The organism is Streptomyces sp. HSW2009 (assembly GCF_040240285.1).
In the GTDB taxonomy this organism is placed as follows: Bacteria; Actinomycetota; Actinomycetes; order Streptomycetales; family Streptomycetaceae; genus Streptomyces.
In genome coordinates this window covers 1-15,666 of sequence record NZ_JBEHZD010000131.1, presented here as the reverse complement: position 1 = coordinate 15,666, position 15,666 = coordinate 1, and the positions used below count along the sequence as shown (strand labels likewise).

General features: G+C 74.4%; 15 protein-coding genes. 5 read left to right on the top strand and 10 right to left on the bottom strand.

Annotated elements, in window-relative coordinates:
• The 4 genes from AAHZ94_RS12815 to AAHZ94_RS12800 form a co-directional block, all read right to left on the bottom strand.
• The coding region (locus AAHZ94_RS12815) for a hypothetical protein (protein ID WP_502964657.1) at positions 1 to 216 on the bottom strand (216 nt) is incomplete at its 3' end.
• 362 nt (positions 217 to 578) lie between these two features.
• Positions 579 to 944: an Asp23/Gls24 family envelope stress response protein gene (locus AAHZ94_RS12810; RefSeq protein WP_349992968.1), complete on the bottom strand. Its 366-nt coding sequence runs from the start codon at positions 942 to 944 to the stop codon at positions 579 to 581.
• A gap of 6 nt (positions 945 to 950) precedes the next feature.
• Entirely contained in the window at positions 951 to 1,142 is a 192-nt protein-coding gene (locus AAHZ94_RS12805) for a hypothetical protein (protein ID WP_349992967.1), read from the bottom strand.
• A 41-nt stretch (positions 1,143 to 1,183) separates the two neighbouring features.
• The gene (locus AAHZ94_RS12800; RefSeq protein WP_349992966.1) at positions 1,184 to 1,642 is read right to left on the bottom strand and encodes an Asp23/Gls24 family envelope stress response protein; all 459 of its coding nucleotides are present in this window, start codon (positions 1,640 to 1,642) and stop codon (positions 1,184 to 1,186) included.
• Between the two features lie 215 nt (positions 1,643 to 1,857).
• Here AAHZ94_RS12800 and AAHZ94_RS12795 point away from each other — a divergent pair, with 215 nt between their 5' ends.
• The gene (locus tag AAHZ94_RS12795; RefSeq protein ID WP_349992965.1) at positions 1,858 to 2,976 is read left to right on the top strand and encodes a hypothetical protein; all 1,119 of its coding nucleotides are present in this window, start codon (positions 1,858 to 1,860) and stop codon (positions 2,974 to 2,976) included.
• Between the two features lie 261 nt (positions 2,977 to 3,237).
• Here AAHZ94_RS12795 and AAHZ94_RS12790 read toward each other — a convergent pair whose 3' ends face one another.
• The 3 genes from AAHZ94_RS12790 to AAHZ94_RS12780 all read right to left on the bottom strand — a co-directional run bounded on the left by AAHZ94_RS12790 (position 3,238) and on the right by AAHZ94_RS12780 (position 6,373).
• The gene (locus AAHZ94_RS12790; RefSeq protein ID WP_349992964.1) at positions 3,238 to 4,017 is read right to left on the bottom strand and encodes an enoyl-CoA hydratase/isomerase family protein; all 780 of its coding nucleotides are present in this window, start codon (positions 4,015 to 4,017) and stop codon (positions 3,238 to 3,240) included.
• A gap of 173 nt (positions 4,018 to 4,190) precedes the next feature.
• Entirely contained in the window at positions 4,191 to 4,412 is a 222-nt protein-coding gene (locus tag AAHZ94_RS12785) for a helix-turn-helix domain-containing protein (RefSeq protein WP_176160981.1), read from the bottom strand.
• Positions 4,413 to 4,774: 362 nt separating this feature from the next.
• Positions 4,775 to 6,373: an ABC-F family ATP-binding cassette domain-containing protein gene (locus tag AAHZ94_RS12780; protein WP_349992963.1), complete on the bottom strand. Its 1,599-nt coding sequence runs from the start codon at positions 6,371 to 6,373 to the stop codon at positions 4,775 to 4,777.
• Positions 6,374 to 6,676: 303 nt separating this feature from the next.
• On the opposite strand from AAHZ94_RS12780, the gene AAHZ94_RS12775 reads away from it, so the two are divergent.
• On the top strand, positions 6,677 to 7,090 hold the full coding sequence (locus AAHZ94_RS12775; RefSeq protein ID WP_349992962.1) for a VOC family protein: 414 nt from the start codon (positions 6,677 to 6,679) through the stop codon (positions 7,088 to 7,090).
• Positions 7,091 to 7,191: 101 nt separating this feature from the next.
• Here AAHZ94_RS12775 and AAHZ94_RS12770 read toward each other — a convergent pair whose 3' ends face one another.
• The 3 genes from AAHZ94_RS12770 to AAHZ94_RS12760 all read right to left on the bottom strand — a co-directional run bounded on the left by AAHZ94_RS12770 (position 7,192) and on the right by AAHZ94_RS12760 (position 11,735).
• On the bottom strand, positions 7,192 to 8,790 hold the full coding sequence (locus AAHZ94_RS12770) for a hypothetical protein (RefSeq protein WP_349992961.1): 1,599 nt from the start codon (positions 8,788 to 8,790) through the stop codon (positions 7,192 to 7,194).
• Positions 8,791 to 9,205: 415 nt separating this feature from the next.
• A complete protein-coding gene (locus AAHZ94_RS12765) occupies positions 9,206 to 10,324 on the bottom strand; it encodes an alpha/beta hydrolase (protein WP_349992960.1) in 1,119 nt (372 codons plus the stop codon).
• 637 nt (positions 10,325 to 10,961) lie between these two features.
• Positions 10,962 to 11,735, bottom strand: a complete 774-nt coding sequence (locus AAHZ94_RS12760; RefSeq protein WP_502964658.1) for a class II aldolase/adducin family protein — start codon at positions 11,733 to 11,735, stop codon at positions 10,962 to 10,964.
• A gap of 849 nt (positions 11,736 to 12,584) precedes the next feature.
• Here AAHZ94_RS12760 and AAHZ94_RS12755 point away from each other — a divergent pair.
• The 3 genes from AAHZ94_RS12755 to AAHZ94_RS12745 all read left to right on the top strand — a co-directional run bounded on the left by AAHZ94_RS12755 (position 12,585) and on the right by AAHZ94_RS12745 (position 15,412).
• Entirely contained in the window at positions 12,585 to 14,039 is a 1,455-nt protein-coding gene (locus AAHZ94_RS12755) for an inorganic phosphate transporter (RefSeq protein ID WP_349992959.1), read from the top strand.
• 132 nt (positions 14,040 to 14,171) lie between these two features.
• Positions 14,172 to 14,462 (top strand): hypothetical protein, encoded by a 291-nt coding sequence (locus AAHZ94_RS12750; RefSeq protein ID WP_349992958.1) that lies wholly within the window; start codon positions 14,172 to 14,174, stop codon positions 14,460 to 14,462.
• 164 nt (positions 14,463 to 14,626) lie between these two features.
• Positions 14,627 to 15,412, top strand: a complete 786-nt coding sequence (locus AAHZ94_RS12745; RefSeq protein WP_349992957.1) for an SDR family NAD(P)-dependent oxidoreductase — start codon at positions 14,627 to 14,629, stop codon at positions 15,410 to 15,412.
• Positions 15,413 to 15,666: the final 254 nt, after the last annotated feature.

Genomic DNA, 15,666 nt, shown 5'->3' with positions numbered 1-15,666 from the left:
GGTGTCAGCGGCATCGGCGGCACTCGCGTCGGCGGCTTCCACCGGGCGGGCCGCGGACCCCGGCGGCGGGTCCTCGCCGTGGTCCGGCGCGGTGGTGCTGCCCGCCGCAGTCTTCTCCCACACGGGCGGGCGCCGGGACGCGCCGGCGGCGAGCCCGGTACGCCCGCCGGCGGGCACCGCGAAGCCCGCGGGGTCTGTGCTGGGGGTGCTGCGCATGCTGGGTGTCGCGGGGGTGGCACCGGCGGCGGGTGCGACGGGGGCGCCACTCCCAGATGACTCGGCGGGGCCGGGCCCGGGTTCGAGTTCGGGTCCGGATTCAGGTTCAGAGCTGGGGCCGGAGCCAGCTTCGGGCTCGGATTCAGGTCCGGACTCAGGTCCAGGTCCGGATGCAGGTTCTGGCCCGGCGCCGGGACCGGCTCCAGGCCCGGGCCCAGGGCCGGATTCAGCTCCAGGTCCAGGTCCAGGGCCGGATTCAGGTCCAGATCCAGGTTCGACCGAACCCACCGGCGGGGTCTCCTCAGATGGGGATGGGTGGCCGCCGCCGTCCTCCCCTTCGGCCCGCCCTGCGTCCGCGTCGCTCACCGCGCCCTCCCCCGGGCCGCGCCCGCCGGCGCGTACAGCCGCTCGACCGTGACGGCCACCTCCCGTACGTCCATCCCGGCCAACGTCCTGACCCGGCCGCTCACCTGACGGCGCACGGCGCCGCACTGGGCGCCGATGTCGGACGGGTAGCCGAGTTCGACGGCGACCCGCACCCTGGCCTCGCCGCGCAGGCCGTCGCGGCCGGGGCGGTCGCGCACGGCGACCGCGGCGTGCGGGGGCTTGCCGCCGGCGCGGCGCACGTCGCTGGCCGGTCGCAGCGCCTCGCGGGCCGCCTGCGAGGCGATCTTCGCGATGACCCGGTCGGCGATCCGCGTCGAGCCCCGTTCACCGGAGTGCACCACGCGGCCTCACCGCCGTCGACCGTCGCGCTCGCGGGGGCGGAAGAAGTCGCCCAACTCCAGGTCTCCATCGAAGAACTTGCCTGCCACGAACCCGATCAGCCCCAACGCCGCCACCAGCAGAAAGGCTCCGAAGCCGCCGAAATACCCGGCGAAGCCCAGGGCCATTCCGGCGGCCAAACCGACCACGGCCATGCTCATGTGAACTCCCTCCGCTCCACCGCGCCCCGCGCCCAGGCCGGCTACTGGAGCCGTGACTCCGACTCGTCGTCCTGCTCGTCGGGCAGCTTCACGTCGCTGACCACGATATTCACCTCGACGACCTCAAGGCCGGTCATCCGCTCGACGGCGGAGATGACATCCTCGCGCACGTTGCGCGTGACGTCGCCGATGGAGACGCCGTAGTCGACCACGATCTCCAGGTCGAGCGCCGTCTGGACCTCGCCGACCTCGGCCTTGACGCCGCGCGTGACGGATCGGCTGCCGCCGGGCACCCGGTCGCGCACCGCGCCGAAGGTACGCGCGAAGCCGCTGCCCATGGCGTGCACGCCCGGCACCTCACGTGCGGTGATCCCGGCGATCTTCTCGACGACGCCGTCGGCGATCGTGGTCTTGCCACGGGACGCCGGCGCACCGCCGCCCCTGGGCGTCGAGGCTCCCGGGGCCGTGTTCTGCGCCTGCTTCTGTGCCGTTTCCGTCATCGCGCATCGTCCCTTTCCCTGTGTGCCGGAGGGAGCGGTCTGACCGTTCCTCCCCCCACCGTAGGCGGGCCCACTGACACGCGCCCGTGGGGCGCGGCAGTCGTGCGAACGGCTGCGCCCCACGGGTGGGTCGGGGCCCGCGGGACCCGCGCGGTACGGCACGCTGAGGGGCGGGCGCAGCGGCGTCCGCAGGCGGGAAGGGCGGCGGGACCGTGGTGGCAGACGCGTTGACACAGGCGGTACGGCAACAACTCGGGCTCGGCAGACTGCTGCCGCTCGGCACGGCGCTCGACGGGGCGTGGCTGACCGAGCACGCGGCGACGGGGGCGTTGCGGACGGCAGCGGCAACCGTGCCCGGCACCCGCGTCACGGCGTTGCGGATCGACCTGGCCGACCCCACCGACGCGGCCAGGCCCGCGGTGCCGGCCCCGCCGACGGCACTGGCCCCGGGCCCGCTCCGGGTGTCGGGCGAGTTCCTGGCCACGGCGGACCAGCCGCTCCCCACATCGGCCGAGAGGCTACGGGCCGTGCTGCACACCACCGCGGTCGACCGACTCGGCCTCGCCGTGACCACGGTGGACCTACGGGTGACCGGGCTGCTCGACGGCTCGGACACGGAGCCACCGGGCACGACGGGCGCCCCGGGCTCGGTGGACGTACTCGATGAGCTGAACGACATGGATGACGCCGCCGAGGCCGTCGGGACGTTCCTGGCCGGCGATGTGGACGACCTCCCCGACGGGAAGGAGGTGGCCGGGTCGATTCTGCTGGACGGGGCGACCGGGGCGGCCGGATCAGCACAGGCGGCTGGACGCGCCTCGGCCGGGCCGACGGGGCCGCACCCACCGGAGCCGGAGCCGCCCCGCGCCGGCCGCCGCCCCGCAGCGGCGGTGCCTGCGGAAGAGCGTGTCGCGGCAGCAGTGGCAGCGGTCCCGGGCGTCGCCGGGCTGGCGCCGGCGCTCGGCGGGCTGACCAGGGCGGTACGGATCGAGACCGGGCCGCGCGAGCAGTACGGCGCCGCGGACCCCGGCGGCGGTGACGACGACCGGTCCGACAGGAACAGCGGCGGTCATCGCGCGGGGGCGGGCGCGCCGTCCGCCCCGTCGGGGTCGGCGACCGTCGCGGCCACCCGCCGGCACGTACAGGCACAGGTGGCGGTCGCGGCCGGCCACCGGCCGATCACGGTGGCCCGCGCGGTGCGCGAGGCGGCCCGCGCCGCCCTGGCCCCGGACTCCGCCGAACGGGCGGGCGTCACGGTCGCGGTGCTGGTCACGGCCGTGGACCAAGCCGCGCCCCAGCCCACGGACCGACCCGCGGACCCGACCACGAACTAGCCCATGGGTCAGGCCACGGGCGCGACCACGAGCCAACCCGCGGGCCCGCTCGCGAATCCGCTCACGGGCCAACCCACGGATCGACTCGCAAACCCGGCCGCGCAGCAGCCCACAGAGCAACCACGGTCCAACCTACGGGCCAACCCACGGCACGAGCCGCAGCCCAAGCCGCGGCCCAGGCACCCACCGAATGAGCCGAACCCCCCGCACCAGGCCCCGGACGGGACCGGTACGGCGGGCCGACCGCCGGCGCTGCCTGGGCTATTCCGCCAGACCTGCCAGGTCGCGCAGCCGGCGGCCCTGTGCGGCGCGCTCGGCGGCCCGCTGTTCGTCGAAGTCGCGGTCCAGCGCGCCCCGCAGCAGCGCCTTCGTCTCGATCACCGCGTCGCGGGGCGCGGCCAGCAGCGCGGCGGCCAGGTCCTGCGTCGCAGCGTCGAGTTCGGCGGCCGGCACCACCAAGTTGGCGAGGCCGGTGCGCTCGGCCTCGGCCGCGTGGACGAACCGGCCGGTGGCGCAGATCTCCAGCGCGCGGGCGTACCCGACGAGGGAGACCAGTGGGTGCGTACCCGCAAGGTCGGGCACCAGGCCAAGGCTGGTCTCACGCATCGCGAACTGTGCGTCGTCGGCACAGATCCGCAGGTCACAGGCGAGCGCAAGCTGGAAGCCGGCGCCGATGGCATGCCCTTGAACGGCGGCTATGCTGACGATGTCCGTGCGCCGCCACCAGGTGAACGCCTCTTGGTAGGCGGCAATGGTGGCGTCGAGCTCCGCCGCGGAACTGCGGCCCAGCTCGATGAAGGAGGGCTCACCGGGGAAGCCCTCGGGGGTGAACGCCTGTCGATCGAGGCCCGCGGAGAAGGACTTGCCCTCTCCGCGCAGCACCACGACGCGCACGTTGCCGGGCACCGAGCGACCGGCCTTGATCAGAGCCCGCCACAGGGCGGGCGACTGCGCGTTGCGCTTGGCCGGATTGGTCAAGGTCACCGTGGCGATGGCGTCATCGACGGTCAGGCGTACGCCGTCCGTGTCGAGCAGGGTCACAGAAGCCTCCGGTCGGTCGGCAGCGGTCACTACAGCCGTAAGTTAACTGCACAGTAACCACTGATCCGACCGGACCGTCGACCGGGTGTCGCTACCGGCGCGCGCGATGCACGCCCGTGATGCGACCCGGGCTCAGGCGGGACGGGGTGTTGCGTGTGGGGTGTTGTGTGGCGTCAGGTCGAAGCGGCTTTCTTCCCTCGTGTCGCTCCGCCGCGACCACGCAGCGTCACTCCTGATTCGCTCAGCATTCGATGGACGAAGCCGTAGGAACGGCCGGTCTCCTCGGCCAGCGCTCGAATGCTCGCTCCGGAGTCGTACTTCTTCTTGAGGTCCGCCGCGAGCTTTTCACGCGCGGCGCCGGTTACCCGGCTGCCCTTCTTCAGAGTCTCGGCCACCCGTGCCTCCTCATGGGAAGTGCGCTATGGGACTCTCATGATCACCCCTAGCCGCGCTCCTGGCCACCCATTCGACAAGGTCGACGTGGCCGGGTTCCGGTCAGAAAGCCGCCGGGAGCGCGCCGGAATACGAAAATCCGGATGCTTGTACGGCTGCGTCCATTCGGAGTGCATCGCGAAGCGGCAGGTCAGACGCGACGCTCACGGGCCCGCCGGGAAGGCTCGGGCGCTACGCTGCGTGCGCGCGCCCACACCGTGATGACGCGCCGGGGTACGAGCCCTTCTCACTCAGATGAAGGATCACGACTCGGCCGAATGATCCAGAACGCTCCGATCACCGCCGCGCACGGTGACCGCGGGCGTCAGGCCAGGGCCACCAGGTCCGCGTAGTCCTGGCCCCACAGGTCCTCCACGCCGTCCGGCAGCAGGATGATCCGCTCGGGCTGGAGCGCGTCCACCGCGCCCTCGTCGTGCGTGACCAGCACCACGGCCCCGGTGAAGGTCCGCAGCGCGCCGAGGATCTCCTCGCGGCTGGCCGGGTCGAGGTTGTTGGTGGGTTCGTCGAGCAGCAGCACGTTGGCGGACGAGACCACCAGCGTCGCGAGCGCGAGCCTGGTCTTCTCGCCACCGGAGAGCACCCGGGCCGGCTTGTCGACGTCGTCGCCGGAGAACAGGAACGAGCCGAGCGTCTTGCGGATGTCGACCAGGTCCAGGTCGGGAGCGGAGGAGCGCATGTTCTCCAGCACCGTACGGTCCGGGTCGAGCGTCTCGTGCTCCTGCGCGTAGTACCCCAGCTTGAGACCGTGACCTGGGGTGACGCTGCCGGTGTCGGGCTTCTCGACGCCGGCGAGCAGCCGCAGCAGGGTGGTCTTGCCGGCACCGTTGAGCCCGAGGATCACCACGCGCGAGCCACGGTCGATGGCCAGGTCGACGTCGGTGAAGATCTCCAGCGACCCGTACGACTTGGACAGGCCCTCAGCGGTGAGCGGGGTCTTGCCGCACGGCGCGGGGTCGGGGAAGCGCAGCTTGGCGACCTTGTCCGAGACCCGCACCGCCTCCAGGCCGGACAGCAGCTTCTCGGCCCGGCGGGCCATGTTCTGGGCGGCGACGGTCTTGGTCGCCTTGGCGCGCATCTTGTCGGCCTGCGAGTTCAGCGCGGCGGCCTTCTTCTCAGCGTTGGCGCGCTCGCGCTTGCGGCGCTTCTCGTCGGCCTCGCGCTGGGCCTGGTAGAGCTTCCAGCCCATGTTGTAGATGTCGATCTGGGACCGGTTGGCGTCCAGGTAGAAGACCTTGTTGACGACCGTCTCGACCAGTTGGACGTCGTGCGAGATGACGACGAAGCCGCCGCGGTAGCTCTTGAGGTAGTCCCGCAGCCATACGATCGAGTCGGCGTCGAGGTGGTTGGTCGGCTCGTCGAGGAGCAGCGTGTCGGCGTCGGAGAAGAGGATGCGGGCGAGTTCGACACGGCGCCGCTGGCCGCCGGAGAGGGTGTGCAGGGGCTGGCCGAGCACCCGGTCGGGCAGGCCGAGGCTGGCGGCGATGGTCGCGGCCTCCGCCTCGGCCGCGTAACCGCCCTTGGTGAGGAACTCCGTCTCCAGGCGCTCGTACTTCTTCATCGCCCTGTCGCGGGTGGCGCCCTTGCCGTTCGCCATCCGGTCCTCGTTCTCGCGCATCTTGCGCAGGACGACGTCGAGGTCGCGGGCGGAGAGGATGCGGTCCCTGGCGAGCACGTCCAGGTCACCGGTGCGCGGGTCCTGCGGGAGGTAACCGACCTCGCCGGAGCGGGTGATGGCGCCGGCGGCCGGTGCGCCCTCGCCCGCGAGGCACTTGGTGAGCGTGGTCTTGCCGGCTCCGTTGCGGCCGACGAGGCCGATGCGGTCGCCCTTGGCGATGCGGAACGAGGCGGACTCGATGAGGACTCGGGCGCCGGCGCGCAGCTCAAGGCCGGTGGCGGTGATCACGGGGAAGACTCCAGGGCGGAAACGGACGGCGGAAGGGACAGGCGCGCAACCACGGCCGCACGCAGCGCACCGGGCGATGGCGGCGGCGGACAGCGCGCCCCGGCGGCGCATGCGGGGCCGGGCGGGAGCCGTCTAGTGCGCAAGGAGAATGGCCATACGGACCACTGTAGCGGGGGCGGGCAAGGGGTTGGCGGGGGGCGGGGGGAACGCGCCGCTCCGGGCGTTGTCGTACCCCGGTGCCAGACTGTGAGGCGAGCCACATCCCCACACCCTGCGCTACGGAAAGTACGGAAGGTGAGCACCATGACCGGCACCCGGGCGGCCCGCCCCACCCTCTACCCCACGCTGCTCTACGCCGACGCCCGGGCCGCTATCACGCAGCTCACCACGGCCTTCGGGTTCACCGAGCACGCGGTGTACGAGGACGAGGACGGCACGGTCGTGCACGCCGAACTGGCCTACGGGAACGGCATGGTGATGCTCGGCACCAAGCGCCCGGGGAGCCGGTTCAGCGAGGCGATGGCCGGTGCGGGCCCGGCCGGGGTCTACGTGGTGATCGAGGACGCCGACGCCCACCACGCGCGGGCCGCGGAGCACGGCGCGGAGATCCTGATGCCGCCCACCGACCAGGAGCACGGCTCGCGGGACTACATGGCGCGCGACGTGGAGGGCAACGTGTGGAGCTTCGGCACGTACGTACCGGGGGTGCCTGACTGATCCGCGGCGGGGTGTCGTCCGGCTGGCCGGGCCCGCGGGGCGCCGGCTCGGCCGGACCGGCTCGCCGGCCGGGTGGCCGGGCCGGCGCCCGGGGCGTGCGGTCAGGTCCCGCCCGTGTGGACCTGGAAGGCGGCCCGGCGGACCGCCTTGGCGAGGGCCGGGTCCGGGTGGGCCGCGGCGAGGGCGACCAGCACCTGCACGGTGCGGGGGTGGCCGATCTCGCGGACCTCGGCGAGGAGGGCGGGGACCGTGCCCTGCACCGCCGATTCCAGGTGCCGTACGAGCAGGCTTATCTCACCGTGGTCGGCGATGGCCGCGGCCGTGTCCACCCAGAGCCAGGTCGCCTCCTCGCGGGTGAGCACCTCCAGCGTGTCCTCCGGGTCGGCGCCTTCGATCTCGGCGAGCCACAGCAGGGCGTAGGGCCGTAGCCGGGACTCGTCCAGGGCGGCGCGGACCGCGGGTTCGGCCGGGGCGCCGACCACGCGCAGCGCCTCGAAGGCCAGGCCGCGCAGGAGCGCGTCGTCGCCGCGGGCCGCGTCGAGCAGTTCGGTGACGGCGCTGCCCACCGGTCTGGCGGCGAGCCAGGCGCGGTACTCGGCACGGGCCGGGCCCGGGGTGAGCTGGGCACAGCCGCGCAGCATGTCCTCGGCGTGCTGCTCGATGTTGCCGGCCGGGCTCTGCGCCGCGACGCAGATCTGTTCCAGCTTGACCCAGACCGCCCAGTTGCCGATGGCGGTGAGTTCGGCCTCGCGGTGGGCGGCGCCTGTGGCCTCGCGGACGACGAGCGCGCCGACCTCGGCGAGCCCGTCTAGCGCCCAGGCCAGCAGTTCTTCGGGCACGTCGCACTCGGTGGCCGCTGCCACGGGTGCCGGGCGCGCTCCCTCGCCGGGCGCGGGCGCGGCCGGCCGTGCGAGGTCCGCGCGGGCCTCCGTACCCCCGGTGGCAGCGCCGGAGCGGGGCTGCGGGACCTGTTCGGGGACGGCGGCGATCGTCAGGGCGGAACGCTCGGTCGTGGCGGGGCCAGGCTGCGGGGCGCGCTGGCCGTAGGGGACCTCGCAGCGCTCGGTCCGCAGTTCGGCGACGCGCTTGCGGAGCAGGTCGAGCAGGTCCGGATAGCCCATGGGGCCGGCCGAGAGCTGGAGCACCGAGAGCAACTGCGGCACGGCCTCGATGACTTCGGCCACCGCCGCCGGGTCGGCGCCGCCGCGGGCCGCCGGGCCGCGGCCGTCCGGCTGCCAGGGGCGTGCGATGGACCAGGCGTCGAAGAGCGCGACCCAGCCGCGGAGCACGGCCGAGTCGTCTCGGTCCCAGGCGCGCAGCCGCCAGCCCGCGCGCGCGGTTCCGCCGTGCAGTTCGATCAGGCCGGAGAGCCTGGCCCGGTCCCAGTCGGTGCGGACCTGAAGCGGGGTCAGGCCGAGGGCGTCGGCCGCCCGGTCGGCCGCCACGTCGGACAGGGCCCCGTAGGCCCCCGGGCGCACCGCCGCTTCGCCGTCTGGCTCGGCTGCGGCCCAGCGGGCAACGCGGGCGGCGCCGGCGAGCGAGGCCCGTGCGTGGCGGGCGAGCTCCGCTGGTGGCGGAGTGCCCTCCGGTGGTCGTGGGGCGGGGCGCGGGGCGCGCTGCGGCACTGCCCTGCGGGCGCCGGCGATCGGCCGGTGCGGGACGAGTCGGAGTCGGGAGTCGCGCGGGGTACGGGACGTCACAAGAGCAGTCTTGCCCCTGAAGGCCCGAAAACCCAATCGGTGGTCATCCGGCCGCGTGAGCGCAACGGATGTGGCTGCTGCGACGAACGTGCCGATTCCTTGCCCCGTTTGGGCGTTGGCCGATACGAACGCATGGCCGAGGAGTGGCACGGTCGGTGGACCAGGAGTGGGCGAAGAATGCGTGACGTACGGGTGAACCACGGGCGTCCGGCGCGGCGTCCAGGCAGCCCGTGCCAGCGGCAGCGAGCGACGGGCGCGCGGCCGAGCGGGGCCGCGGTGGTGCGGCGCCCGGCGGGCCAGGGTGGCGGCGGGGCCCGGTGTCGGCGGGAGGGGCCCGGGCGCGGTCGCCAGGCGGTCGCCCGTACCCGCCGCGGTGGAACCGCAGGGCACCCACACAGACGGAACCGGTTGCTCCTCACACCAGCGGGACCAGGAAGCGGCGCAGCGCCTCCTGGTAGCCGGCGGGGTCGGCGTTCCACATGGCGGCGTGCGGGGCGCCGGGGACGGCGTGCAGGGTGATGAGGTCGGGGCGGCGCTCGGCGAGTTCGCGGGAGGCGGCCCAGGGCGCGAGGTGGTCGTCGGGGCCGTGCAGGATCAGGGTGGGTACGTCGATCCGCCCGCTGTCGGCGAGCTGCGCGGCACGGCCCGCGTGCAGCGAGGTGCGGCCCTGTGCGGCGCGCACCACGAGCGGCAGCAGCGGCGCGGGGGTGCCGCGGGCCGCGGCGATGGCCCGCAGCGTGGTCTGCCAGTCGAGCACCGGGGAGTCCAGGATCAGGCCGCTGATCAGATGGCGCAGCGGCGAGTGGGCTGCGGTGTGCAGGGCCATCGCGGCCCCGGTCGACCAGCCGAAGAGCACGATGCGGCGGGCGCCGCGCTGCGCCGCGTAGCGCACACTGGCGTCGAGGTCGCGCCATTCGGCGTAGCCGAGGTGGCTCACGCCGTCGGGGGACGGCGGGGCGCCCGCGTCCCCTCGGTAGGAGAGGTTCAGCACCGGCAGTTGCTTGCGGTGCAGGAAGTCCAGGACCACCAGGGGGTGCTCGCGGGTGGCGCCGATGCCGTGCGCGGTGATGACCCAGGTGTCCCGGACGGCCGGCACGTACCAGGCGGGGAGCGGTCCGATCTCGCCGTCCACCTCGACGTCCTCGTAGGAGAGGCCGAACGCCCGGCCCGGGTCGCCCTCGTACACCTGTGGCGTGAGCCAGACGCGGGTGCCCGGTTCCAGGGTGCCGCGGGTGACCGTTTCCAGGCGGCGTACGACGCAGTCGGCGGGGTGGGGTGCGCCCTCGACAACGGGCCCGACGGCGGCGTGGCAGCCGTCGCCGGTCAGCCCGTAGGTGCCGGGGCGTTGGGAGGCCAGGGTGCGGGTCAGGGTGACCTGGCCGGCGGCGGTGGAGTGCACGGTGAGCTTGGGCTCGCCGGGCAGCGGCCGGCCCGGGGTGAGGGCGACGCCGCTCGCGCACCGACCGGCCCAGACGGCCGCCCCGGCACCCAGCGCGGTGGTGGCGGCCACGGCCGCCGCTGTACGCAGACGCATCCTCCCCAGTGTGGGCGTCCGATACGGGACCGGCCAGTGGACGCGCGCCGACGGGTGAGCGTGCGCCAGTGCGGCGCCCCAGGGGCCCGGGCGCCGTGCCCGCGGGTTGGTGGCCCCGGCGGGGCGAGGATTGCGTGGGGCGGGGCTGGGGGGCTTCGGCGCCGACGGGGCGCGCCTGGTGTGGACGGCGGGCGGCGACCAGGTGCGTACGGCGCGCGGCGTACGGGGCGGGCAGCGCACGGCCGGCCCGCAAGGGGCCGCGGACACGGTGGCCGCGCGAACGGGACGGGGCGCCGCGCCGGGAAGGTCGGCCGATTCAAGCCACACCGGCCGGCGGCCGGCCAGCGGGCGGGGTCCTTCTATGGGTGGCGGCTGCGCGTCGGCGCGCAGCGGGCCGACGGCACCGCGGACGCCGCGCCCGGTCAGGCACGACGACCACACGGACAGAACGGGGCGCGCCACGCCGGGAAGGTCTGCCAGTTCAGGCCGCACCGGGCGAGGGCCGGCCAGCGGGCAGGGCCCTTTGCGGGCGGTGGCTGGGAGCGGGAGGGCGGGCGGCGCGGTCGGGTGGGGGCGACTGGGTGGGTGCGACTGGCGCGAGGAGGAACGGGGCGTCCCGCGCGGGGAGTCGGTCGGTTCAGACCGCCTCGGGTGGGAGCCCGTCCGGGGACGTTGGCTGGTCGGCCGTGGGTGTTGGTTGGCCGTACGTGCGCAGGCGGGTGGCGGCTTCGTCGAGTTGGGCGGGGTTGAGCAGGGTGGGAGTGTGGCCGGGGACGGCGGATGCGGTCAGCCAGACCCGGCACATCCACTCCAGTTGCGCCGTGCGGTCGTACGCCTGCCGCAGGCTGCTGCCGTAGGTGATCGTGCCGTGGTTGCGCAGCAGGCAGCCGGTGCGGTCGCGGAGTGCGGCGAGCATGTGGCGGGCCAGATCGTCACTGCCGTACAGGGCGTACGGGGCGACCCGGGCCGGGCCGCCCAGCGCCCCGGCCATGTAGTGGATCGCCGGCACCTCGGTGACCAGCGTGGAGACGGCCGTGGCGTGTACGGCGTGGGTGTGCACGACCGCGCGGGCGTCGGTGGCCCGGTAGATCGCCAGGTGCAGGGGGAGTTCGCTGGTGGGGCCGTGGTGGCCGATGCACTGGCGCCCGTCGAGGTCGACGCCGACCAGGTCCGCCGGCCCGAGCGTGTCGTACGGCAGGCCGCTCGGGGTGACCAGCACCACGTCGCCCACCCGGGCCGAGACGTTGCCCGACGTGCCGACGACCAGGCCCTCATCGGTGGTCCTGCGCGCGGTGTCCACCACCTCGCGCCACGCCCGGCGGAGCCGCGCTGCGTCGGCCGGCGGCAGCGTCGCCAACTCGGGCGGGTCCAGGTCGTCGTCGTGGTCGGTCCCGGGGGTCCCGGAGGCCATGGGGCCCGCGCCGAACGCGGGTTCCGCTCCGGCGTCCGGAGCCGCCGCCTCCGCGTTCGGCCCGCCGCGCTGGGCCCGCTCCCCCTGCCGGTCCGCTCGCCGCTCCGGTTGCCGACGCCGCCCCATGCGACCACCTCCGCACCCGATCCTGTCAGGTCCCCGTCCAGGCCGGAGTCCCCCGTACGACCCGTCTGCGCCCGGCCGCGGCTACCGCACGCCGCATCCTGCACCCCGGTGGCGCTCCGCCCCGCGCTCGCGGGCGCGCGTACCCACGTCCCGCCATCCTCGCCCCTGCCGTCGGGCCATCATCGCCCCGCGCGCGGGAAGCCGGGGGGACCCAGGAGGGCCGAGAACCGGCCATGCACCACGCGCCGCGATCGGGGGTCCGGCCACGGGGGCCGGCGGGTGTGCGCGGCGTGGTGGTCGCCAGCGGGTGGGCCCTTCGCGCGCCCACGCGCGGGGAACGCCGTGCGACGGGGTGCGGGGCGGGCGGCATCCGGTTGCGGGGCTGCGGTCCCGGGTCGCGCCGCGCGGGTCGTGGGTGGGGGGGGGGGCGCGGCCCGGTGGACGTCACCGAGGGTGGTTCCGGTTCACTCGCCCATGACGGGTCCACGTAAATCCCATGGGGATATCAAATGGCCGTAGCGTGTACGTCAGATAGCGGGCCGGCGACTCGCTTTCAAGGCGCTTCTGACCTGCGGCTTTACCGAAGTGACGGATGGCGATTCCGGGATCATCGCCACACCCATCGAGCGGCGTCACCTTCAAGCCCCACCTAGTTCACTTTTTGTTCACTCTTCGTACCTACTTTCGGCGAGACGTTGCTCCCCTGAACGATTGCCTGGGTGAATGGAACACATCACGCTTCTCATCGGGATCGTGATCATCACGGCCTTGGTGTTCGACTTCACGAACGGGTTCCACGACACGGCCAACGCCATGGCCACCACCATCTCGACAGGGGCGCTGCGGCCCAAGACCGCAGTGGCCATGTCCGCGGTACTGAATCTCGTTGGCGCGTTCCTCTCGGTCGAGGTGGCCAAGACCATCTCCGGCGGGATCATCGACGAGGGGGCCGGCATCCGGCCAGAAGTGATCTTCGCCGGGTTGGTCGGCGCGATCGTCTGGAACCTGCTGACCTGGCTCGCCGGTCTCCCCTCAAGTTCCTCGCACGCACTCTTCGGCGGCCTGATCGGCGCCACCCTGGTCTCCGTCGGCATGGACGGGGTCAATGGCGACGCGGTCGTCATGAAGGTCCTCATCCCGGCGGTCGCCGCCCCGCTGGTGGCCGGCATCGCCGCACTGGTCGCCACCCGGCTCACCTACCGCATCGCCCGTAACCGAAATCCGCAGGACACCGCCAAGGGCTACCGCGCCGGGCAGATCGCGTCCGCCGCCCTGGTCTCGCTGGCACACGGCACCAACGACGCGCAGAAGACGATGGGCGTCATCACCCTGGCCCTGGTCACTGGCGGCGTGGTCGCGCCCGCCTCGGACCCGCCGACCTGGGTGATCGCCTCCGCGGGCCTCGCCATCGCGGCCGGTACCTACCTCGGCGGCTGGCGCATCATCCGCACCATGGGCAAGGGCCTCACCGACATCCAGCCGCCGCAGGGCTTCGCCGCCCAGACCGGTGCCGCGACCGTCATCCTGGCCTCGTCGCACCTGGGCTTCGCGCTCTCCACCACGCAGGTCTGCTCCGGCTCCGTGATGGGCTCCGGTCTCGGCCGCAAGGGCGGCGTGGTGCGCTGGTCCACCGCCGGCCGCATGGTCATCGCCTGGGGGCTCACACTGCCGGCCGCCGGGATCGTCGCCGGTGCCGCCGCTCTCCTGGCCGACCAGGGGAACTGGGGCGTGACCACGGTCGCCGTCCTCGCCATCATCGCCTGTGGCGCCATCTGGCGGGCCTCGCGCCGCAAGCCGGTCGACCACACCAACGTCAACGAAGTTGCCGCCCCGGACGCAACCGGCGCCCCGACCCCGGTCGCCGCGGCTCCCGCCGCACGGACCACCGACCAGGACGCCGAGCCGATCGGCGTGGTGACCGCCGCGGTGCGCAGCGTCGCCCCGCCGCCCACCGGCGCGGCGCTCGCCCAGTCCGCTCCCGGCGACCGGCCGGCCGCGGAGTCCAAGGCCGAGCCTGCCGCCGAGCCCGTACTCGACGGATCATCCGCCCCCGCGGACGCGTCAGCGCTGATCGACGCGCTCGCTGCCGCGCCGGACAGCGCGCCGGCGCCCACCCCAGGCCCGGCCCCGGCAGCCGCCCCGGCACCGGCGACGGCCGCACCCGCAACCCCGGCCTAGCCCACGGGGGCGGCGCCCGCGCCGCCCCCGTGACACGAACGCCCCGGGCGACGTACGCCCCCGGGCTCCACGGACGATCACAGATCACCGCAGACACCGCAGACACCGCAGACGATCGAAGGAAACAGCGCCATGAACATCGACTGGGCCGCACTCGGCGAGGTCTTCGGCGTGAGCCTGGTGGTGACCGTCGCCCTGGTGGGCGTGTTCACGCTCGGCATCGTCGGCACCTCGGCCAAGCCGGCGGACGACACCACGGGCGCCGCAGGTGCCGCAGGCGCGGCAAGCACGGCAACCACCGTGGGCGGGGCAAGCCCAGTAAGCACGACGAGTGCCAGCGCGCTGGCCCGCTCCGGTGCCTATCTGTGCTTCGCGCTGTGTGCGGCGGCAGTGGGGTACGGAATCCATCTGATCGTGGCCTGAGTGCCGGGGGGGGGCCCGGGGGGCCCCCCGCCCCCCCCCCCCAGGGCCCCGCCCGCGCCCGGGCAGGGTCGAGCTCCAGCCGCGCCCACCCCGTGACCCCCGCATATCCTGCGTACGGAAATACGCAGATACGGAGATCAGGACCGCCGCACCAGGAGGCTGCCATGACCGCGACCGCACCCACCGCCGTCATCACGGGCGCGAGCAGCGGGATCGGGGCCGCGACGGCGCGCCGGCTGGCCGCCGCCGGCTACCGCGTGGTCCTCACCGCGCGCCGCACCGAGCGGATCGAGGCGCTGGCGGCCGAGTTGACGGCGGCCGGTCAGGCGGCCGTCGCGTACCCGCTGGACGTCACCGACCGCGCCGCCGTCGAGACGTTCGCCGCCTCGCTCGACGCGTACCCGTCCGTCGACGTGCTGGTCAACAACGCGGGCGGGGCGCTCGGCGCCGACCCGGTGGCCAGCGCCGACCCGCAGGACTGGCGCACCATGTACGAGACGAACGTGCTCGGCACGCTGCACCTGACGCAGACGCTGCTGCCGGCACTGACGGCGGCCGGCGCCGCGACCTCCGGGGCCGGAACGGTGGTCATCGTGTCGTCCACGGCCGGGCACGGCACGTACGAGGGCGGCGGCGGTTACGTGGCCGCCAAGCACGGCGCGCACGTGATCGCCGAGACGCTGCGGCTGGAACTGTGCGGCACCCCGGTGCGCGTCATCGAGGTCGCGCCGGGCATGGTGAAGACCGAGGAGTTCGCCAGCACCCGTTTCAAGGGCGACCTGACGAGGGCCGCGGCCGTCTACGCGGGCGTGGCCGAGCCACTGACCGCCGACGACGTCGCCGACACCATCGAATGGGCCGTCACCCGCCCCGCCCACGTCAACATCGACCTCCTGGTGGTACGGCCGCGCGCGCAGGCTTCCAACCAGAAGGTGCACCGGGAGGGTTGAGACGCGCGGCGGGCCCCCGCGGCGGGTCAGCCCGGTCGGCCGGTTCAGCACAGCCGGCCCGGCCGGCCGCCGGCGCCCGCCCTCGGGCCGGCGGCCCGGCCGCCGCCCCGCCCCGCAAGAATGCCCCCACGCACGTGCGGGGGCCGCGCCCCCCCGCCCCCCCCCCCCCCCCCCCGACGCGCCCCCCCCCGCCCCCCAGCCCCCCCCCCCCCGCAGGGGCATAGCCCCCCCCCCCCCCCCCGCCCCCCGCGGGG

Excerpts from the sequence above, each read along its gene's own strand:
- AAHZ94_RS12805 (WP_349992967.1), bottom strand. The coding sequence starts at position 1,142 with ATGAGCATGGCCGTGGTCGGTTTGGCCGCCGGAATGGCCCTGGGCTTC.
- AAHZ94_RS12800 (WP_349992966.1), bottom strand. The coding sequence starts at position 1,642 with ATGACGGAAACGGCACAGAAGCAGGCGCAGAACACGGCCCCGGGAGCC.
- AAHZ94_RS12775 (WP_349992962.1), top strand. The coding sequence starts at position 6,677 with ATGACCGGCACCCGGGCGGCCCGCCCCACCCTCTACCCCACGCTGCTC.
- AAHZ94_RS12765 (WP_349992960.1), bottom strand. The coding sequence starts at position 10,324 with ATGCGTCTGCGTACAGCGGCGGCCGTGGCCGCCACCACCGCGCTGGGT.
- AAHZ94_RS12760 (WP_502964658.1), bottom strand. The coding sequence starts at position 11,735 with ATGGCCTCCGGGACCCCCGGGACCGACCACGACGACGACCTGGACCCG.
- AAHZ94_RS12755 (WP_349992959.1), top strand. The coding sequence starts at position 12,585 with ATGGAACACATCACGCTTCTCATCGGGATCGTGATCATCACGGCCTTG.
- AAHZ94_RS12750 (WP_349992958.1), top strand. The coding sequence starts at position 14,172 with ATGAACATCGACTGGGCCGCACTCGGCGAGGTCTTCGGCGTGAGCCTG.
- AAHZ94_RS12745 (WP_349992957.1), top strand. The coding sequence starts at position 14,627 with ATGACCGCGACCGCACCCACCGCCGTCATCACGGGCGCGAGCAGCGGG.